We start from the raw sequence: 19,524 nt of genomic DNA, 5'->3' as shown, positions 1-19,524 counted from the left end.
CGGCGCCGCGCATCGTCGGATTCGGCTCGACCGTAGATCCACTTCGCCCCTCGGGAACACGGTCGATCCCGGCCATTGGCCGCACCCGGACGGCTCAGGAGAGGCGCTCGATGATGGTCACGTTGGCGGTGCCGCCGCCTTCGCACATCGTCTGCAGGCCGTAACGTCCCTCGCGGCGCTCCAGCTCGTGCAGGAGTGTCGCGAGGAGCTTCGTGCCGGTCGCCCCGATCGGGTGGCCGAGGGCGATCCCGCCGCCGTTCACGTTCACGCGGGACGGGTCCGCGCCCGTTTCGTCCAGCCACGCCAGCACCACGCTCGCGAACGCCTCGTTGACCTCGAACAGGTCGATGTCCTCGATCGCGAGCCCGGTTTTCCGCAGCGCGTGGGACGTCGCCGGGATCGGGCCGGTCAGCATCCACACCGGGTCCGCCGCGCGCACCGACAGGTGGCGGATGCGCGCCCTCGGGGTCAGGTCGTGCTCCTTCACGAACGCTTCCGACGCCAGCAGTGCCGCGCTCGCGCCGTCGGAGATCTGGCTGGCCACCGCCGCCGTCAGGCGCGACCCCTCGCTCAGCGGCTTCAACCCGCGCATCCGCTCGAGCGACGTGTCCCGGCGCGGCCCCTCGTCGTGCCGGAAGCCGTCGACCGGCGCGATTTCCGCGTCGAACCGGCCGGAATCGATGGCCGCGAGGGCTCGCTGGTGGCTGCGGAAGGCGTAGTCCTCCATGGCCTCCCGGCTGAGGTCCCAGTGCTCGGCGATCATGTCGGCGCTGCGGAACTGCGACACCTCGACGCTGCCGTAGCGCTCCTGCCAGCCCTTCGAGCCGGAGAACGGGTCGTCGAAGCCGTACTCGCGCCCGGCCAGCATCGCCGCGCTGATCGGGATGCGGCTCATGTTCTGCACACCCCCGGCCAGGACGAGGTCCTGCGTGCCCGACATGACCGCCTGCGCCGCGAAGTGCACGGCCTGCTGGCTCGACCCGCACTGCCGGTCGACCGTCACCCCCGGCACGTGGTCGGGGTAGCCGGCCGCGAGCCACGCGGTGCGCGCGATGTTGCCCGACTGCGGGCCCAGGGTGTCGGTGCAGCCGAGGATGACGTCGTCGACGAGGTCCGGATCGACGCCGGTGCGCTCGACGACCGCCTTGATGACGTGCGCGCCGAGGTCGGCCGAGTGCCACCCGGACAGCGCGCCGCCGCGGCGCCCCACGGGCGTGCGGACCGCGTCGAGGAGGAAGGCTTCGGGCACGAGGAGGCTCCTAGGGGTGCTGGCTGGAGACGGAGACGACTTCGCCGGTCAGGTAGCTCGCGTAGTCGCTGGCGAGGAAGACCATGACGTTGGCGACTTCCCAGGGTTCGGCCGCGCGGCCGAACGCCTCGCGTTTCGTGAGGTCGTCGAGGAGTTCGTCGCTGGTGACCTTGGCCAGGAACGGGTGCATGGCCAGGCTGGGGGCGACGGCGTTGATCCGGACGCCGTGCTCGGCGGCGTCGAGGGCCGAGCACCGGGTGAGCGCCATGACCCCGGCTTTCGCGGCGGCGTAATGGGCTTGGCCGGCCTGGGCGCGCCAGCCGATCACCGACGCGTTGTTGACGATCGCCCCGCCGCCGCCCTGGGCGACGAACTGCTTGAGCGCCGCGCGGGTGCACCGGAAGGTGCCGGTGAGGGTGATGTCGAGAACGCGGGACCACTCGTCGTCGGTCATGTCCAGCACGGACTTCGTGCCGCCGAGCCCGGCGTTGTTGACCATGACGTCCAAGCGGCCGAAGTGGTCGACCGCGCCGTCGATCAGGGCCTGGACCTCGTCTTCCTTCGTGACATCGCAGGGCAGCGCGTGCACCTTGCCCAGCTCGGCCAGTTCGGCGGCTTTCTCGCCGAGGCGCCGCTCGTGCCAGTCGCTGATCACCACCTGAGCGCCTTCTTCGAGGCAGCGTTTCGCGACGGCGGAGCCGATGCCGGTGCCGGCGGCGGCGGTGACCACGACGACCTTGCCGGTCAGCAGCTCGTGGCCGGGTGGGTACTGGGGAATCACGGTCGTGCCTCCCGGGGCAGGCCGAGGACGCGCTCGGCGATGATGTTGCGTTCGATTTCGTCTGAGCCGCCGTAGATGGTGTCGGCGCGGGTGAACAGGTAGAGCCGCTGGAAGTCGTCCAGCTCGCCTCCGGTGCCGACCAGCGATCGCGCGCCGCGGGCGCGCATGGCGAGTTCGCCGAGCCCGCGGTGCCACTGCGCCCACAGGAGCTTGCCGACGGCGACCTCCGGTCCGGCGGCCCGGCCGAGGGTGCGCAGGGCGTGCGCGCGCAGGACGCGCAGGCCGATGCGGGCGCGGGTGAGGTCGGCGCGCAGGAGCGGGTCGTCGTAGGTGCCGAGCCGTTTCGCTTCGGCGGTGATGTCGTCGAGTTCGCGACGGAAGCCGATCTGCTGGCCGAGGGTGGAGACGCCGCGTTCGAAGCCGAGGGTGGCCATGGCGATCTTCCAGCCCTCGCCGGGGGCGCCGACGACGTGGTCGGCGGGGGTGCGGGCGTCGTCGAAGAAGACTTCGTTGAACTCCGAGGTGCCGGTCAGCTGCTGGATCGGCCGCACGGTGACGCCGTCCTGGCGCAGCGGGACCAGGAGGTAGGAGAGGCCGTGGTGGCGCTGGGAGCCCGGTTCGGTGCGGGCGACCACGAAGCACCAGTCGGCCACGTGGGCCAGGGACGTCCAGATCTTCTGGCCGTTGACGACCCATTCGCCGTCGCGCAGGACCGCCGAGGTCGAGACCGCGGCCAGGTCGGAGCCGGCGCCGGGCTCGGAGTAGCCCTGGCACCAGAGTTCCTCGACGGCGACGATCTTGGGCAGGAACCGGTTCCGCTGCTCGGGTGTGCCGAAGGCGATGAGCGTCGGGCCGAGCAGCTGTTCGCCGATGTGGTTGACGCGGGCGGGCGCGCCGGAGGCCGCGTACTCCTCGTGGAACGCGACTTGCTCGTCGAGGGAGAGGCCCCGGCCGCCGTGTTCGACCGGCCAGCCGACGCACGTCCAGCCCGCGGCGGCGAGGTGGCGTTCCCAGGCCAGGCGCAGGTCGAAGGCTTCGTGCTCGCGGCCCGGGCCGCCGAGGCCGCGCAGCTGAGCGAACTCGCCGGTCAGGTTGTCCGCGAGCCAGCCCGCGACCTCGCGGCGGAATCGCGTCGGTTCCACGCACGCCTCCTTGCTGCCGAGCCGGTCCGGCACCTAGGGTAATGAGAACACGTTCTAGTTTGTCGGTCCAGAGGAGGGTGTGGTGGGACAGACCACGATCCCGGCCGTCGTCCGCAATGCCGCCGCGAAGTTCGGCGCCGCGGAGGCACTGGTCGACGGCGAAGTCCGGCTCGGCTTCGACGCGCTTCTGGAACGTGTTCAAGTGGTCGCGCGGGCCTTCGCCGCCTGCGGTGTCCAGCCCGGTGACCGCGTCGCCATCACGCTGCCGAACACCCACCACTGGGTGCTCACGGCGCTGGGCGCGCTCTACGCGGGCGCGTCCCTGGTGCCGGTCAACACGCGGTTCACCGCCGCCGAGACCGTGGACCTGCTGGTCCGCAGCCGGGCGAAAGCGCTGGTCGTGGCCGCGGACTTCCTCGGCGCCGACCGCCACGCCGCGATCGTGGCGACCGGCGCCGCCCTGCCCGACCTCGGCACGGTCGTCCGGGTGCCCCTGGAGCGGCCGCACCGGCCGGTGCCCGGGACCCTGGGCTGGGCCGAGTTCCTGGACCTCGCCGGGCGGATCCCGCTCGCCGACGCCGAACGCCGCGCGGACGCCGTCCGGCCGGACGACGTCAGCGACATCCTGTTCACCTCCGGCACGACCGGCCGGTCGAAGGGCGTGCTGTCGGCGCACCGCCAGGTGGTCGGCGTCGCCGCGGCCTGGGCGGAGTGCGGCCGGGTCACCGCTGAGGACCGGTACCTGGTGATCAACCCGTTCTTCCACAGCTTCGGCTACAAGGCCGGCATCGTGGTGGGCCTGCTGACCGGCGCGACGATCGTGCCGCAGGCGGTCTTCGACGTGCGGGCCGCCCTGGAGCTGATCGAGCGCGAACGCGTCTCGGTGCTGCCGGGCGCGCCGACGATCTTCCAGTCGCTGCTGAACGCGCCCGGGCGCGGCGACCTCTCGTCGTTGCGGCTGGCGGTGACCGGCGCGGCCGACGTGCCGGCGTCGCTCGTCCGCCGCATGCGGTCCGAGCTGGGCTTCGACATCGTCCTGACCGCGTACGGCCTCACCGAAGCCGTCGTGGTGACGATGTGCCGCCCGGGCGACGACGCCGAGCTCGTCGCGCGCACGTCCGGCCGCGCGACGGCGGGCTTCGAGGTCGCCGTCCAGGGCTCGCCCGGCGAGGTCGTGGTCCGCGGGCCGAACGTGATGCTCGGCTACCTCGACGACCCGGACGCCACCGCGAAGGCCGTCGACGAGCAGGGCTGGCTGCACACCGGCGATGTCGGCGAACTCGACGCCGAGGGCAACCTCACGCTCACCGGCCGGCTCAAGGACATGTACATCTGCGGCGGCTTCAACGTCTACCCGGCCGAGGTCGAGCACGCGCTGACCGAGCTGGACGGCGTCCGCGACGTCGCCGTCGTCGGCGTCCCGGACGATCGGCTCGGCGAGGTCGGCAAGGCCTTCGTCGTCGGCACCGGCCTGACCGAGGGGGACGTCGTGGCGTTCTGCCGCGAACGGCTCGCCAACTACAAGACCCCGCGGTTCGTCGAGTTCCTGGACGAGCTGCCGCGCAACGCTTCCGGCAAGGTGCTGAAGCGGCTGCTGACCGAGGAGAACGCATGAGTGAACCGGTGGTCCGCTCCGAGCGGCGCGGGCCGGTCGCGGTGGTCACGATGAACCGGCCGGACTACCGCAACGCCCAGAACTCGGCCATGACCTACGCGCTCGACGACGCCTTCGCCGAGGCCGTGAACGATCCCGAGGTGAAGGTGATCGTGCTGGCGGGGGCGGGCAAGCACTTCTCGGCCGGGCACGACATCGGCAGCCCGGGCCGGGACGCGGACCGGACGTTCGACCGGCGCGCGGTGCTGTGGTGGGACCACACCGATCGCGACGGCGGCGACCAGCGGTTCGCCCGCGAGTCCGAGGTCTACCTCGGGATGTGCCGGCGGTGGCGGGAAATCCCGAAGCCGATGATCGCCAGCGTCCAGGGCGCGTGCATCGCCGGCGGGCTGATGCTGGCGTGGGTGTGCGACCTGATCGTCGCCGCGGACGACGCGTTCTTCGCCGATCCGGTGGTGCGGATGGGGATTCCGGGTGTCGAGTACTTCGCGCACCCGTGGGTGCTCGGACCGCGCGCGGCGAAGGAAGTCCTGTTCACGGGTGAGCGGTTCACTGTCCAGCAGGCCAAGGAGTGGGGGATGGTGACGCGGATCGTGCCACGGGCCGAGCTGGAACAGCACACCCTCGCGCTGGCGGAGAAGATCAGCGGGATGCCGCAGTTCGGGCTGGCGCTGGCGAAGAAGGCCGTCAACCAGGCCGAGGACCTGATGGGGCTGCGGTCCGGAATGGACTCGGTGTTCGGGTTGCACCACCTGGCGCACGCGCACAACGCGGAAACCTCGGAGGACTCGCTCGGCGGGCAGTCGGCGCGGTCGATGCGCGACGCGAACAAGGGCGCGTGATGGACCTCGACATCGACTCCGCGTCCGCGGCTTTCCGCGACGAGGCCCGGGAGTGGCTGGCTGCGCACGTGCGTACGCTGCCGTCGATGGACACCGCCGAGGGTTTCGCGGCGCACCGGGAGTGGGAGGCGGAGCTGGCCGAGGCGCGGTGGTCGGTCGTGTCGTGGCCGCGCGAGTACCACGGCCGGGACGCTTCGATGCTGCAGTGGCTGTTGTTCGAGGAGGAGTACTACGCGTCGGGCGCGCCGGGGCGGGTGAGCCAGAACGGGATCTTCATGCTCGGCCCGACGTTGTTCGCCCACGGGACGCAGGAGCAGCGCGACCGGATCCTGCCCGCGATGGCGACGGGTGCGCAGGTGTGGGCGCAGGCGTGGTCGGAACCGGAAGCCGGCAGCGACATCGCCGCGTTGCGCAGCACGGCAGTACGCACCGACGGCGGCTGGCTGCTGTCCGGGCAGAAGACGTGGAGTTCGCGGGCCACCTTCGCCGATCGCGCGTTCGGTCTCTTCCGGACCGACCCCGACGCCCAGCGCCACCACGGCCTGACCTACTTCATGGCCGACCTGTGTGCCGGAGGCGTGACGGTCCGGCCGATCCCGCAGCTGGACGGCGAGCCGGGGTTCGCGGAGATCTTCTTCGACGACGTGTTCGTCCCCGACGAGGACGTGATCGGGGAGGTCGGACAGGGCTGGCGGGTCGCGATGACGACCGCCAACAACGAGCGTGGCCTGTCGCTGCGCAGCCCGGGCCGGTTCCTTGCCGCGGCCGATCGCCTGGTCGGCCTCTGGCGTTCCGGTGGCGCCGAAGAGTCCACAAAGGACCGCGTCGCGGACGCCTGGATCGGGGCCCGCGCCTACCAGCTCTACACGTTCGGCACGGTGAGCAGGCTGGCCCAGGGTGGCGAACTGGGCCCGGAGTCGAGCGTGAACAAGCTGTTCTGGTCGCATTTGGACGTCGAACTCCACGAGACGGCTTTGGACGTACTCGGTCCGGCCGCGGAGACCGACGAGGCGTGGGTGAACGGCTACCTGTTCTCCCTCGCCGGGCCGATCTACGGCGGCACCGACCAGATCCAGCGGAACACGATCGCCGAACGGCTGCTGAAACTGCCGAGGGAGGCCCGTCGATGAGGTTCCAGCTGTCGCCGGAGCACCGGCAGTTCGCCGCGACGCTGCACGACCTGCTGGGCGGCGCGGACACCGCGGCGACCGCCCGCGCCTGGGCGGCGGGGGAGCACGACCGCGGCCTGAAGCTCTGGCGCGCGCTCGCCGACGTCGGGGTGTTCGGGCTGCTCGTGCCCGAGGACGCCGGCGGCCTCGGCGCCGGCCCGGTCGAGCTGGTCGTCGCGTTCGAAGCGCTCGGCTACCACGCCGTCCCGGGCCCGCTCGCCGAGTCGGCGGCGGTCGCCCCGGCGCTGCTGACCGGCGACCGGCTCGCCGCGCTCGCGGAAGGCGACCTCGTGGCCACCGTCGCCGCGCCGCCGGAAGTCCCTCTGGCGCTGGACGCCGACGTCGCCGGAGTCGTGCTGGACCTCACCGGCGCCGAACTGGAAGCGGAGCCGGAACTCGTCCGCTCGATCGATCCGGCCCGGCGGCTGTTCCGGGCTCCCGCCACCCCGGCGGGCGAGCCGGCCGCCTTCGACAGGGGTGTCCTGGCCGTGTCCGCCCAGCTGCTCGGCGCCGGTCAGTGGCTGCTCGACACCTCGGTGGCGTACGCGAAACAACGCCGCCAGTACGGCCGCGCCATCGGCGAGTACCAGGCGATCAAGCACCTGCTCGCCGACGTCGCGACCCGGCTCGAACTCGCCCGCCCGCTGCTCCACGGCGCGGCGGTGGCCGGAGAGACGTTCGCCCGGGACGTCTCGGCGGCGAAGGTCATGGCGGGCGACGCCGCGTACCTCGCCGCGCGGACGGCCCTGCAGGTGCACGGCGCCATCGGCTACACGGCCGAGCACGACCTCGGGCTGCGGCTGACGAAGGTGCGGGCGCTCGCCGGCGCGTGGGGGACCGGGTCGTTCCACCGGACGCGGGTGCTGCGATGACCGATCCCCTGGACACCGAGGAAGCCCGTGCCCTGCGCGATGCCGTCCGGGCGCTGCTGACCCGCCGGTCGGGGCCGGAGGCGGTGCGGGCGGCGATGGCGTCCCCGCTCGGGTACGACGACAAGCTCTGGTCGACGCTGTGCGAACAGATCGGCGTCGCCGCCCTCGCGATCCCCGAGCACTACGGCGGTGCGGGTGCCGGCCTGGCCGAGGTGTGCGTGGTCATGGCCGAACTCGGCCGGACGCTGGCCCCCGCGCCGCTGCTCGGCTCGGCGGTGCTGTGCGGGGAAGCGTTGCTGCGCACGGGGAACGACGAGGCCTGCGAACGGCTGCTGCCGGGTATCGCCGCGGGCACCACCCTCGCCGCGCTGGCCTGGTCCGGCGAGGACTGGTCGCCGTCGCTCACCGCGTCGGACACCGGACTCGACGGCCGCGCGCACTACGTCCTCGACGGCGACCTCGCGGACGTTCTTCTGGCGGTGGCCCGGACAGCGGACGGCCTCGGCCTGTTCGAGGTGCCCACCGACGGCGTCCGCCGCGAGCGCGTCACCACCCTCGACCCGACGCGGCGGCTGGCCGTGGTGGACTTCGCGGCGACGCCGGCCCGGCGCCTCGACGCCGACGGTTTCCCCCTGGGGAAGCTGCTCGACACGGCGGTGATCGCGGTGGCGGCAGAGCAGGTCGGCGCGGCGGCCCGCGCACTGGAACTGACGGTGGAGTACACGAAGCAACGCCGCCAGTTCGGCCGCCCGATCGGCTCGTTCCAGGCGCTGAAGCACCGGATGGCCGACGTGCACGTCCACGTCGAGGCGGCGCGCTCGGCGCTGTACGCGGCGATTGTGGACGGTGACGCCGAAGCGGTCACGACGGCGAAAGTCGTGTGCGGCGAGGCGTTTTCCCACGCGGCGGCCGAGATGATCCAGCTCCACGGCGGCATCGCGATCACGTGGGAGCACGACGCCCACCTGTACTTCAAGCGCGCGCACGGAACCGCCCTCCTCTTCGGCGACCCCCTCAGGTGACGCGAAAGACCGGCCAGCCGATCTCGGTGCGCCACGCAGCGGGATCGCTCGTGTCACGAGGGCCGGCGACGTAGACCTCCCGCACCGGCCCGGCCACCGACATCGCGTTCTCCACCACCCAGGTCCCGAGTTCGCCGTAGGTGACCTCGACGCCGTCGTGCTCGCCGACGTGGGTGGTGACGGCCAGTTCCGCGGCCGGCAGCACCACGGGGTGGACGCGTCCGGTGCGAGGCGGCGCGGCGGTCGGCAGGTAGACGAGCGCGTGCCCGCGTTCCTGTTCGAACAGGGCGTTGTCGTAGCAGCCGCCCGGCGGTCCGGTCGCGGCGGCGCCGACGGCCGCCTCCAGTTCGGCCATCGCGCCGGCGAACCAGGCCTCGACGTCGCCATGCCCGACCACGGCCTCCACCGCCGCGACCGTCCGGGCGGGCTCCGCACGCAGCTCGACGTCGATCGGCGCGGGGTCGGGCCGGAGCAGGCGCCGCAGCGACACGACCGCGGCCCGGGTGCGGTCGAGCACGTCCTCGAGGCGGTGCAGGTGGTCCGCGACCAAGGCCGCCCGGACATCGGGGTCGGGCGTCCGCAGGATGCGCTGCACGTCGCTCAGGGGGACGTCGAGTTCGCGGAGCCGGTGGATGACCTGCGCGGCCGGGATCTGGTCGACGCCGTAGTAGCGGTAGCCGGTGGCCTCGTCCACCACGGCGGGTTCCAGCAGGGCGGCCTCGTGGTACCGGCGCAGGGTCCGCACGCTCAAGTGGGTCAGCCGCGAAAACTCCCCGATGCTCAGCATTCCTCCATTCTGGACTCTCTCCCCGGGGGAGGGTCCACGGCTTGACCCTCCCACGCCGTGAGCTCCCACGATGGGCTCATGACACAGCACACCGATCTCCCGTCCGAACTGCTCCCGGCCACCGTGCGCGAGTTCTTCGCCGCCCACGTCGTCCGCGACGCCGACACCGCCTCGTCGTTCCTCACCGAGGACGTGGTCGTCGTCGACCAGGACGAAACCTTCCGCGGCCGCGAGGAGGTCCACGCGTTCCTGCGGGACGCCGGGTCCGAGTTCGAGTACACGACCGAGCAGATCGGCGCTCGCCGCGTCGACGACGCCCACTGGGTGGTGACCGTGCGGCTCGAGGGCACCTTCCCGGGTGGCGTCGCCGAGCTCGACTACCGGTTCACGGTGCGGGACGACCTCATCGCCGAGCTCGTCATCGCCAACCACGCAGCCTGACCTACGCCGACTTCAGGGGAGTAAGAAATGTCTGGTTCACATCGTGATCGTCTCGACGGTCGCCGGGCCCTGGTCACGGGCGGTTCCAAGGGCTCGGGCAAAGCCGTCGTGGAGAGGCTGCGGGAAATGGGTGCCGACGTGTACGTGACGGCGCGAACCATGCCCGACGGGTACGAGTACCCCGACCGGTTCATCGAAGCGGACGTGACGACGATCGAAGGCACCGACGCGGTGGCCGCTCGCATCGCCGAGACCGGCGGCGCACTCGACATCCTGGTGCACGTCGTCGGAGGTGCGTCGACGCCGGCCGGTGGATTCGCGGTCATCACCGATGACCAGTGGCTCACCGAGCTTAACCTCAACTTCCTGGGAGCGGTGCGGCTCGATCGGGCTCTGCTCCCGGCGATGATCGAGTCCGGTGCGGGGGTGGTGGTGCACTTCACCTCGATCCAGCGTGAACTGCCGCTGTACGACGCGTCCCTGGCGTACGCGGCAGCGAAGGCCGCTCTGCGCACGTACAGCAAGGGGCTCGCCAACGAGGTCGCGCCGCGCGGCGTGCGGGTCAACGCGATCAGCCCCGGCGGGATCGAGACCGAAGCCTACGAAAGGTTCGTGGATCGGATCGCCGAGGGCAACGGAATCACCCGTGAAGCAGCCAAGCAGACCATCTACGACTCCCTCGGAGGAGTACCGCTGGGACGGTTCGCGAACACCGCGGAAATCGCGGACCTCGTCGGGTTCCTGGTCTCCGACCGCGCCTCGGCGATCGTGGGAGCCGAGTACGTGATCGACGGCGGAACCGTTCCGACGGTCTGAGCCAGGAGAACCCATGACTACGCAAGTCACCGCCCAGCCGGTCGGACCACCGCCACCCTTCGATCCGGAGCTCGCTCCGGTCGTCGAGATGCTGAGCAGCCTGCGCCCGCCCGACGCGTACCGTCCGGACACCATCGTCGAGATGCGCAAGCCCGTCCCCGGGGTGCAGACCCCGACCGACGAGATCCTCTCGCGCGGTGGCGCCTACCGCGTCGAGGAGCGGACGGTGCCGGGGCCGGCCGGGGAACCGGACATCTCGCTGCTGATCTGCCTCCCGAAGCACGCGGCGGCCCCGGCCCCGGCGATCTACCACATCCACGGCGGCGGCATGATCGTCGGCGACAACCGGTTCGGCCTGGCCGAGATGGTGGACCTGGCCGAACCGATGGGCCTGGCCGTGGTCTCGATCGAGTACCGGCTCGCACCCGAGACACCCCACCCGGGTCCCGTCGAGGACTGCTACGCGGGCCTGGTGTGGCTGTCGGCTCACGCCCACGAGCTCGGCATCGACCCCGAGCGCATCGTCATCGGCGGTGCGAGCGCCGGCGGCGGCCTCGCGGCCGGTGTCACCTTGCTGGCACGCGACCGCACCGGCCCGGCCGTCCTGGCCCAGCTGCTCCTGTCGCCGATGCTCGACGACCGCAACGACTCGCCCTCCGCCCGGCAGATGCGCGGCGTCGGCATCTGGGACCGCTCCTCGAACGAGACCGGCTGGAACGCGCTCCTCGGCGACGGCGTTCGCGGAGGGCCGGACGTGTCTCCGTACGCTTCGCCTTCCCGCGCCGCGGACCTGTCCGGCCTGCCGTCCACGTACGTCGACGTCGGGTCGGCCGAAACGTTCCGGGACGAGGACGTCGCCTACGCGAGCCGCATGTGGCAGGCGGGCGGCCGCGTCGAGCTGCACGTCTGGCCCGGCGGGTTCCACGGGTTCGACGTCGTGGTTCCCGATGCCGTGCTCTCGCGGGACGCCATCGCCGCTCGAGGGGCTTGGCTGCGCCGTCAGCTGGGGCGTGTTCCGCCGGTGAAGCGCTGAGCCGCAGCGCAGGATTCGGCCTGATCGCCGGGCTCGTCGTGCTGACGAGCCCGGCGATCACGCACTAGGCCAGGTGGTGTACCTCCTGCAGCCCGTAGACCGGCGTCGGGATGCCTTCGGCGCGGGCTTTCAGCTGCAGGGCCAGGTAAAGCGAATAGTGCCGGGACTGGTGCAGGTTCCCGCCGTGGAACCACAAGCCCTCCTGCTGCGTGGGCTTCCACATGTTCCGCTGCTCACCCTCCCACGGGCCGGGGTCCTTGGTCGTGTCCGAACCCAGGCCCCACACCTTGCCGACCTTGTCCGCGACCTCCTGGCTGATCAGGTCGGCCGCCCAGCCGTTCATCGAGCCGTAGCCGGTCGCGTAGACGACCAGGTCGGCCTCCAGCTCGGTGCCGTCGTCGAGCACGACCGACGTCTCGGTGAGGGAAACGACCTGACCGTGCGCCAGCTTGACGTCGCCGTTGGCCACCAGGTCCGCCGCGCCCACGTCGATGTAGTAGCCCGAGCCGCGGCGCAGGTACTTCATGAACAGCCCGGAGTCGTCGTCGCCCCAGTCGTGGCGGAAGCCCGCGGCTTCGAGGCGGTCGTAGAACTCCTGGTCGCGCTCCTTGATCGCCGCGTACACCGGCTGCTGGAACGTGTGCATGATCCGGTAGGGGAGCGAGGCGAACGTCAGGTCCGCCTTCTGCGTCGTCATCCCGGCTTCCAGGGCACGCTCCGAATAGAGGTCGCCGAGGCCGAGGTCCATCAGCGAGTCCGACTTCACGATGTGCGTCGAGCTGCGCTGGACCATCGTGACGTCGGCGCCGGCCTCCCACAGCGCGCCGCAGATGTCGAACGCCGAGTTGTTCGACCCGATGATCACGGCCTTCTTGCCGCGGTAGGCGTCCGGTCCGGGGTGCTGCGAGCTGTGGTGCTGCTCGCCTTGGAAGCGGTCCTGGCCCGGCAGCACCGGGACGTTCGGCTTGCCCGACATACCGGTCGCGAGCACGAGCTGCTTCGGCCGCAGCACGACTTCTTCGCCGTCGCGATCGAGGACGACGGTCCACTCCTTCGCCTCTTCGTCGTAGGAGGCGCTCTTGCAGGTCGTCGACGACCAGTAGTTCACCTCCATGACCTTCGTGTACATCTCGAGCCAGTCCGCGATCTTGTCCTTCGGCGCGAACACCGGCCAGTTGCGCGGGAAGTCCAGGTAGGGCAGGTGGTCGTACCAGACCGGGTCGTGCAGGCACAGCGACTTGTACCGGCCGCGCCACTGGTCGCCCGGGCGCGCGTACCGGTCGACGACCACGTGCGGCACGCCCAGCTGCCGCAGCCGGGCACCCAGTGCGATCCCGCCCTGCCCGCCGCCGATGACGACGACGTACGGCTGCCGCGTCCTGCCCAGCTCGGCGGCTTCCGCCTGCCGCGCCTCGGCCCAGGTGACGCGGTCGCGGTTGATGCCGTGCTCCGCGCCCTTCGGCCGCGCGGTGCCGAGCGGCTCCTCGTGACCCTTCAGCTCGTACAACGTCGTGAGGAACGTGAACGCGCCTTCGTCGTTGAGCCGCAGGTGGCCGCGGCCGCGCCCGACGGCCGTCTCGAACCCGATCCACGCCTCGACGATCCCGCCGGCCTCGGTCGGCTCCTCGGTCGTGTGGAAGCCGGTCGCGTCGGTGCCGTCCATGGTGGCCAGCAGCAGATCCTTGACACCGTCGGGGTTTTCGACCGTCTTGAGGTTCCAGGTGAACGCGATGAGGTCGCGCCAGAACGACGTCGTGGCGAAGAGGGCGGCCGCCCGGTCGGCGTCGCGGGCCGCGAGCGCGGCCTCGAAGTCGGCGAGCCAGCCGTCGACGCGCTGCCGGGCATCGAGGGCCGCGGCCGGTTCGAGGGTCTGGGTCATGAGCGGACCTCCCCGTCTCGGGCACCGTCGTCGTCGGCGGCGCGTTCAGCGCAGCCAACCTCGACCGGAGGGGTCCGCGTAAGGGTTGCCCTAAGGTTGCATCAGCACGACTTCGACGCCGGGGGCGAACCGGTACGGGCGTGCGAGCAGCAGGCCGCCGATCAGCTTGCGCAGCCGGGACAGCTCGGCGCGCACGGTCACCAGGTGCGTGCGGTCGCCGTAGACGGTCTCCGACAGCTGCGCCGCCGACACCCCGGCCGGGCCCGCGGTCGCGATCAGCCGCAGCAGGTCCGCCTGCCGCCTGCCGAGCGGGTGCGTCCACCGGGCGGACCCTTCGACGACCGCGCGCGGCGGGTCGAGTTCGAGGGTGAGCCGCAGGGTTTCGCGCCGGCTGGGGCGCAGGAGCCAGCCGCCGGGCACCGGTTCGGGCTCGCACGCGCCGATGCCGCGCACCGCGACCGGGACGCCGTGGCGGGGCGCGGCGACGCGGTCGATCCCGTGGACGCCGCGCTGCGCCGCGACCCAGCCGTGGTCGTCGACGACGAGCCCGGCCGTGCTCAGCAGGGGACCGGACAGCCGGCGCAGCGCTTCCAGGCGGGCCTCGTGCCGCTGGCGGAGGACGGCCTCGGCCAGCCGCACCGACGTCCCGACCAGGGCGACGGTCATCGGGTGGACCGTCTCGGCCGGGCCGCTGACGTCGACGATCCCGAGCAGCTCGCCGGTGCGCGGGTCGTGCACCGGCGAGGCGGTGCAGGTCCAGGTGTGGTGCGAGCGCACGAAGTGCTCGGCGGCGAACATCTGCACCGGCGCGGCCTCGGCCAGCGCGGTGCCGATCGCGTTGCTGCCGATCGCCGGCTCCGACCAGACGGCGCCCTCGGTGAAGCCGAGCGAGTCGGCGCGGTGGCGCACCCGCCGGGCGCCTTCGCGCCAGAGGACGACGCCGTCGGCGTCGGTGACGACCATGAGGTGGTGCGCGTCCTCGGCGACCGACGTCAGCGCGCCGCGCAGCTCGGGCAGGACCTCGTTCAGCCGGCAGACCGTCCGCCGCCGTTCGACTTCGGCGGCCCCGACGGGATCGGGCGCGGGCGGCCGGTCGGGATCGACCCCCTGCGCGGCGACCCGGCGCCAGGACCGTTCGACGAGCCGGCGCGGCGCCTTCGCCGGCGCGCGTCCGGCGAGGACGGCGTCGTGGATGCCGGCGAGCAGCCGGGCGTGCCCGGCGACGTCGGTGCCGGGCCGGACCGCGCAGACTTCGTCGTCCACCGCCACCTCCTGGGCCGGGCTTCACGGTAACCCCGGGACGTGGGGTCGGGGCAACCTTCGCGCAACGGTGGTCAGCCGGTGAGGCGGGCCGCCGAGCCCGGCAGTTCGCGGTTCGCCTCGTCCAGCCCCCGCGCCACCGAACGGCACGCGCCGCAGCCCGCGATGTGCGCGGCGACCGCGCTCGCCCGCCGCGGGGACAGCGCGCCCCGCACCCACGCGCCCATGCGGCGACGGGGCTCGCGGCACACCGGCTCCTCCGCGTCGGGCACCTGGACCTGCAGGTACGCCTGGCGCAGCCCCTCCCGCGCCCGCATCGCCAGCGCCGACACGCTGTTCGGCGACAGGCCCAGCAGCGGCGCCACCTCCGTCGGCGTGTCGCCCTCGGCCTCGGTCCGCCAGAGCACCGTCCGCCACCGGCCGGGCAGCGTGCGGTACGCCGACCACGCGAGCTTCTCGTTCGACCGGTGCAGGGCCAGCTCGTCGGCGCCGCTCGAAGTCGTCTCCGGGACCGTCTCGCACAGCTCGACCCGGCTGCCCTGCCTGCTCCAGCGGAACACCAGGTTCCGCAGCGTCACCACGAGGTAGGGCCGCAGGTCGCCGTCCGGGCCGCCGCCCGCGCGCACCACGGCCAGCACCCGGGCGAAGGTCTCGGCCACCAGGTCGTCGCGCTCCGCGGGCTGCTCGGCCCACGCTGCCGCGGTCCGCCGCAGCGGCTCGGCGTGCCGGCGGAAGAGGGCACCGCCGGCGTCGAGGTCACCGGCGCGGAAGGCGGCGAGCAGCACCGCGTCCGGCGGCTCGTCGGCGGCGTTCCCCATCAGCACTCTCCGTCACCAGGTGGCACTCAAAGTAAGAGGTACGGCAGTGTACGGCACAGTCGGCCGCCGGCCCACCCGGTCGGTGCTCGCCCGGCGTGTCCACAGTGGACTCCGGCTGCGAGGCCGCGGGTCCCGCCGTGCGTTGTCTTCGCCGCGAACGCCTTCGGGCTGCTCGACCCGGCGGCGAAGGCGCACCCGGGAGCCTCGTGGGGCTCATCAGACCGCGAAGACCTGTGAGTCGTCGGCGAAGGCCTTGAACTCCAGTGCGTTCCCGGCGGGGTCGAGCAGGAACATCGTCCACTGCTCGCCGGGCTGCCCCTCGAAGCGGACGTAGGGCTCGATCACGAACTCCGTCCCGGCGGCGCGCAGCCGCTCGGCGAGCGAGCGGAACTCGGGAATCGTCAGGATGAGCCCGAAGTGGGGGACCGGCACGTCGTGGCCGTCGACGGGGTTGTGGATCCGCTCCGGCCCCTTCGGCGCCAGGTGCGTGACGAACTGGTGGCCGTGCAGGTTCCAGTCGACCCAGGTCTCGGCGCTGCGGCCCTGGTCGAGGCCGAGGACCTCGCCGTAGAAGCGGCGGGCGGCGGCCAGGTCGTCGACGGGCATGGCGAGGTGGAAGCGCGGGATCGTCATGTCTGAATGTTAACATTAAGACATGAGTGCTCAAGTGGCTCCCGCCCGCCGTCGCGGCCTGGCCGACGAGGTCGCCGACCGCATCCGGGATGCGATCTTCGACGGCACCTACCCGCCGGGCGGTTCGCTGCGCGAGGTGGAGCTGGCGGACGCGCTGGGCGTCAGCCGCGGCCCGGTGCGGGAGGCGCTGCTCAAGCTCGAGCGCGAGGGACTCGTCCGGAGCGAATGGCACCGGGGCACGACGGTGACCGCACTGTCCGAAGTGGACGTCGCCGAGCTGGACAGCCTGCGGGCGGCGCTGGAACAGCTGGCCGTCACGCTGGTGGTCGACCGCGGACCCGAGCTGGCGGCGGTCGACGCCGCGGTCGCGCGCATGGAGCGGGCGGCCGACGAGCACGAGATGGTCCGCTGCGACCTCGACTTCCACGACGCGGTCTACGCCGCCGCCGGCCACCGCCGCCTGCGCGAAGCGTGGGAAGCGATCCGCTCGCAGGTCCACCTCTTCCTGCTGACCCGGATCGGCGTCGAGTCCGAGGGCTACCTCGCGGGCATTCCGGCCGAGCACCGGGAGCTCGCCGAGGTGCTGCGGGCCGGTGACCGCGACGCGGCCCTCGCCCTCTTCGCCGTCCATCGCCGCCACGCGTTCGACGTGCTCACCGGGCGGTCCTGACTACGCCGGCAGGTGGGCGGCGATCCCGGCCAGCACCCGGTCCAGTCCCGCTTCGAAGCCGCGCTCCTGGCGGTCGGCGGCGTGCGGCAGCTCGGCCTCGACCATCACCCGCGTGAACCGCGGGTACTCGCCGCTGGCCATGATCATCGGACCGTACTCGCCTTCCCGCTCCATCCACTGGTCGTGGCTGAGGCCCGATCGTCGCGCCGCCTCGCGGTCGGCCAGCTCGCCGAGCACGTGGCCCAGGACGAACGCCGAGAGCGTGCCGAGCGCGGCGAGCATCTCGTCGGTGCCGAGGTCCATGCCGTCGAACGCCGAGAGCGTGCGCTCGCGCCAGTGGAGGCTGTGCGGGCCGTGGATGGCGCGGCCCGCGAGGACGTTCGCGAACCACGGGTGCCGCAGGCAGACCTCCCGCAGGGCCCGGGCGATCGTGCGCAGGGCCTCGCGCCAGCCGGCGGGCAGCTCGGTGTCGCGCAGCTCGCCGAGCACTTCGTCGCCCATCAGCTCCAGTATTTCGTCCTTTTTGGACACGTACCGGTAGAGCGAGGTCGTGCCGGCGCCGAGTTCGGCCGCGACGCGCCGCATCGACACGGCGTCGAGGCCGTCGGCGTCGGCGATCCGGATGGCGGCCAGTGCGACGTCGCGCCGGGTGTGCGCGGGCTTCGGGCCGCGCGTGCCCTGCTCGGGACGCAGCCAGAGCGGCGACTGGTCGTTCGACGGCACCGCGGACCTCCTTCGTTATTGCGAACACTGTACCCAGTTCGCTAGCCTGGTTTTTACTGAGCACGCTGTTCCGGGTTTTGGGGGCGGGGAGATGGACTTCGACGTGGTGGTGGCCGGCGGTGGCCCGGTGGGCCTGGCGCTGGCGGGCGAGCTGCGGCTGGGCGGGGCCCGGGTGCTGGTGCTGGAACGGGAGGCGGAAACGCCGCGGGCCCGCTTCGGGGCGATGGGGGCGCGGGGGCTCAACACGCCCTCGGTGCACGCCTTGCACCTGCGCGGCCTGCTGCCCGCCGTCGAACGGGCGGCCGCGATGTGGGTCGGCCCGCAGGCGCTGCCGGCTCCCGGCGGCGCTTCGGGCGACGTCTTCGTCGGGCATTTCGCCGGGATCGGCATCCGGGCCGACCGGCTTCGGCCGCCCGGTCCCGGCGAGGAGTTCCTCGGCGCCGGCGTGATCGGCCAGGCCGATCTGGAGGAGATCCTCCGCGCGTGGGCGGCGGTGGAGGTGCGGCACGGCGTCGCGCTGACGGGGTTCGCCGCGGACGACGACGGCGTGACCGTCCACACGGGACAGGGGGAGATCCGGGCCGGCTGGCTGGCGGGCGCCGACGGCGGCCGCAGCACCGTGCGCCGGCTGGCCGGGTTCGAGTTCCCGGGCGTGAACCCCGTCTTCACCGGGCGGCAGGCGGTGGTGGACCTCGACGCGCCGGAGAAGCTCGTCGCGGGCGGCTGGCAGCACGGGGAGGACGGCTCGTACGTCCTCGGCGGCTGGGGCGGCGACGGCGAACCGCCGCGCGTGCACACGGTCGAGTACGAGGTGACCGCGAAGCGCGACGAGCCGGTGACCGCGGCGGAGATGCAGGCCAGCCTGCGGCGGGTCAGCGGCACGGACGTGGCGGTCACGCGCGTGCACGTCGGCACCCGGTACACGGACACGACCCGCCAGGCCACGACCTATCGGCGCGGCCGCGTCCTGCTGTGCGGCGACGCCGCGCACGTGCATTCGCCCGCCGGCGGCCAGGGCCTCAACCTGGGCCTCGGCGACGCGGTCAACCTGGGGTGGAAGCTCGCCCTGGTCGCGCGCCGGCTCGCGCCGGAGTCCCTGCTGGACACCTACACACCCGAACGGCACCCGATCGGGGCCTGGGTACAGCGCTGGAGCCTGGCGCAGACGGCACTGAGCGCCCCGCGCGGACCGCGGGCGGAGGCGTTGCGCGAAGTGGTGGCCGACCTGCTCGACACCCCGGACGGCGCGACCCACGTGGTGTCGAGCATCGGCGGCGGCCGGCAGCACTACGACCTCCCGGGCGACTTCCCGCTGATCGGCCACCGGGTACCGGATCTGGCCTTGGCCGACGGAACAACGCTGGCAAGCCGATTCCGCGACGGCCGAGCGGTGCTGGTGGACACGGGAACGGGAGCGGCTCGGGTGGCGGAGGGGTGGGGGAGCAGGCTCCGCGTGGTGACGGCCCGGCCGCTGGCGTTCTCAGACCAGGAGCTGGCGGCATTGGTGCGCCCGGACGGTTATCTGGCGTGGGCTTCGGTGGGTGACCTGGCTGAGGAGGAGTTGCGGTCGGCGTTGGCGAAATGGCTCGGTCCGGCGGGCGGGTGTTGACGGCTCGGGCGGCGAGAGGTGCCGGTGGGCGGCGGCGCGGTTCGCAGCGCGCGACCGGTGCCGGGCGATCGCCCGCGTCGGCCCGGCCGCGCAGGACCGGCGCCGTTGGTGGCTCACTGCCTACGCGCCCGGGCGGTCACCTTACGTAGGTCCGGCGGGTGTT

Annotated in this window: 19 protein-coding genes; 10 read left to right on the top strand and 9 right to left on the bottom strand. The window is 72.5% G+C overall.

What is annotated here, in order from left to right; all coding sequences use genetic code 11:
- Positions 1-94: 94 nt before the first annotated feature.
- Genes AB0J40_RS17935 through AB0J40_RS17925 form a run of 3 tightly spaced genes read right to left on the bottom strand, consistent with a single transcriptional unit; the run spans position 95 to position 3,172 of the window.
- Positions 95-1,249, bottom strand: a complete 1,155-nt coding sequence (locus tag AB0J40_RS17935; protein ID WP_364453973.1) for an acetyl-CoA C-acetyltransferase — start codon at positions 1,247-1,249, stop codon at positions 95-97.
- A gap of 10 nt (positions 1,250-1,259) precedes the next feature.
- Entirely contained in the window at positions 1,260-2,030 is a 771-nt protein-coding gene (locus AB0J40_RS17930; protein WP_364453970.1) for an SDR family oxidoreductase, read from the bottom strand.
- Positions 2,027-3,172 (bottom strand): acyl-CoA dehydrogenase family protein, encoded by a 1,146-nt coding sequence (locus AB0J40_RS17925; RefSeq protein ID WP_364453967.1) that lies wholly within the window; start codon positions 3,170-3,172, stop codon positions 2,027-2,029. The genes AB0J40_RS17930 and AB0J40_RS17925 overlap by 4 nt, the downstream gene beginning before the upstream one ends.
- Before the next feature lie 82 nt (positions 3,173-3,254).
- Between AB0J40_RS17925 and AB0J40_RS17920 the strand changes: the two genes are divergently transcribed.
- Genes AB0J40_RS17920 through AB0J40_RS17900 form a run of 5 tightly spaced genes read left to right on the top strand, consistent with a single transcriptional unit; the run spans position 3,255 to position 8,692 of the window.
- Positions 3,255-4,787 carry a FadD3 family acyl-CoA ligase gene (locus tag AB0J40_RS17920; protein ID WP_364453965.1) on the top strand — a complete coding sequence of 511 codons (1,533 nt, stop codon included), beginning with the start codon at positions 3,255-3,257 and terminating at the stop codon, positions 4,785-4,787.
- Positions 4,784-5,629: an enoyl-CoA hydratase gene (locus tag AB0J40_RS17915; protein WP_364453963.1), complete on the top strand. Its 846-nt coding sequence runs from the start codon at positions 4,784-4,786 to the stop codon at positions 5,627-5,629. Before AB0J40_RS17920 ends, AB0J40_RS17915 begins: the two co-directional genes overlap by 4 nt.
- Positions 5,629-6,759: an acyl-CoA dehydrogenase family protein gene (locus tag AB0J40_RS17910; protein ID WP_364453960.1), complete on the top strand. Its 1,131-nt coding sequence runs from the start codon at positions 5,629-5,631 to the stop codon at positions 6,757-6,759. Before AB0J40_RS17915 ends, AB0J40_RS17910 begins: the two co-directional genes overlap by 1 nt.
- Positions 6,756-7,670: an acyl-CoA dehydrogenase family protein gene (locus AB0J40_RS17905; protein WP_364453959.1), complete on the top strand. Its 915-nt coding sequence runs from the start codon at positions 6,756-6,758 to the stop codon at positions 7,668-7,670. Before AB0J40_RS17910 ends, AB0J40_RS17905 begins: the two co-directional genes overlap by 4 nt.
- Entirely contained in the window at positions 7,667-8,692 is a 1,026-nt protein-coding gene (locus AB0J40_RS17900; RefSeq protein ID WP_364453957.1) for an acyl-CoA dehydrogenase family protein, read from the top strand. The genes AB0J40_RS17905 and AB0J40_RS17900 overlap by 4 nt, the downstream gene beginning before the upstream one ends.
- On the opposite strand, the gene AB0J40_RS17895 is transcribed toward AB0J40_RS17900, so the two are convergent.
- Entirely contained in the window at positions 8,685-9,479 is a 795-nt protein-coding gene (locus AB0J40_RS17895) for a MerR family transcriptional regulator (RefSeq protein WP_364453955.1), read from the bottom strand. The two genes, AB0J40_RS17900 and AB0J40_RS17895, sit on opposite strands and share 8 nt — an antisense overlap.
- Positions 9,480-9,557: 78 nt before the next feature.
- On the opposite strand from AB0J40_RS17895, the gene AB0J40_RS17890 reads away from it, so the two are divergent.
- Genes AB0J40_RS17890 through AB0J40_RS17880 form a run of 3 tightly spaced genes read left to right on the top strand, consistent with a single transcriptional unit; the run spans position 9,558 to position 11,769 of the window.
- On the top strand, positions 9,558-9,920 hold the full coding sequence (locus AB0J40_RS17890; RefSeq protein ID WP_364453953.1) for a nuclear transport factor 2 family protein: 363 nt from the start codon (positions 9,558-9,560) through the stop codon (positions 9,918-9,920).
- Between the two features lie 27 nt (positions 9,921-9,947).
- Entirely contained in the window at positions 9,948-10,736 is a 789-nt protein-coding gene (locus tag AB0J40_RS17885) for an SDR family oxidoreductase (protein WP_364453950.1), read from the top strand.
- Positions 10,737-10,749: 13 nt separating this feature from the next.
- Positions 10,750-11,769 (top strand): alpha/beta hydrolase, encoded by a 1,020-nt coding sequence (locus AB0J40_RS17880; protein ID WP_364453949.1) that lies wholly within the window; start codon positions 10,750-10,752, stop codon positions 11,767-11,769.
- 64 nt (positions 11,770-11,833) lie between these two features.
- Here AB0J40_RS17880 and AB0J40_RS17875 read toward each other — a convergent pair whose 3' ends face one another.
- The 4 genes from AB0J40_RS17875 to AB0J40_RS17860 all read right to left on the bottom strand — a co-directional run bounded on the left by AB0J40_RS17875 (position 11,834) and on the right by AB0J40_RS17860 (position 16,359).
- Positions 11,834-13,648: an NAD(P)/FAD-dependent oxidoreductase gene (locus AB0J40_RS17875; protein ID WP_364453947.1), complete on the bottom strand. Its 1,815-nt coding sequence runs from the start codon at positions 13,646-13,648 to the stop codon at positions 11,834-11,836.
- A 90-nt stretch (positions 13,649-13,738) separates the two neighbouring features.
- Entirely contained in the window at positions 13,739-14,911 is a 1,173-nt protein-coding gene (locus AB0J40_RS17870; RefSeq protein ID WP_364453945.1) for a GAF domain-containing protein, read from the bottom strand.
- A gap of 71 nt (positions 14,912-14,982) precedes the next feature.
- Positions 14,983-15,726: a sigma-70 family RNA polymerase sigma factor gene (locus tag AB0J40_RS17865; RefSeq protein ID WP_364453943.1), complete on the bottom strand. Its 744-nt coding sequence runs from the start codon at positions 15,724-15,726 to the stop codon at positions 14,983-14,985.
- Positions 15,727-15,942: 216 nt separating this feature from the next.
- Positions 15,943-16,359, bottom strand: coding sequence for a VOC family protein (locus AB0J40_RS17860; protein WP_364453940.1), 417 nt, complete (start codon positions 16,357-16,359; stop codon positions 15,943-15,945).
- A 22-nt stretch (positions 16,360-16,381) separates the two neighbouring features.
- Here AB0J40_RS17860 and AB0J40_RS17855 point away from each other — a divergent pair, with 22 nt between their 5' ends.
- On the top strand, positions 16,382-17,029 hold the full coding sequence (locus AB0J40_RS17855; RefSeq protein ID WP_364453937.1) for a GntR family transcriptional regulator: 648 nt from the start codon (positions 16,382-16,384) through the stop codon (positions 17,027-17,029).
- Here AB0J40_RS17855 and AB0J40_RS17850 read toward each other — a convergent pair whose 3' ends face one another.
- The gene (locus AB0J40_RS17850; protein ID WP_364453935.1) at positions 17,030-17,752 is read right to left on the bottom strand and encodes a TetR/AcrR family transcriptional regulator; all 723 of its coding nucleotides are present in this window, start codon (positions 17,750-17,752) and stop codon (positions 17,030-17,032) included. It lies immediately after the preceding gene.
- Positions 17,753-17,843: 91 nt separating this feature from the next.
- Between AB0J40_RS17850 and AB0J40_RS17845 the strand changes: the two genes are divergently transcribed.
- Positions 17,844-19,361 (top strand): FAD-dependent monooxygenase, encoded by a 1,518-nt coding sequence (locus AB0J40_RS17845; protein WP_364453932.1) that lies wholly within the window; start codon positions 17,844-17,846, stop codon positions 19,359-19,361.
- Positions 19,362-19,524 lie beyond the last annotated feature (163 nt).

The sequence above is a fragment of the Amycolatopsis sp. NPDC049691 genome, from assembly GCF_040675005.1.
GTDB lineage: Bacteria > Actinomycetota > Actinomycetes > Mycobacteriales > Pseudonocardiaceae > Amycolatopsis.
The sequence above is the reverse complement of the archived record's forward strand: the minus strand, read 5'-3'. Positions and strand labels throughout refer to the sequence as shown.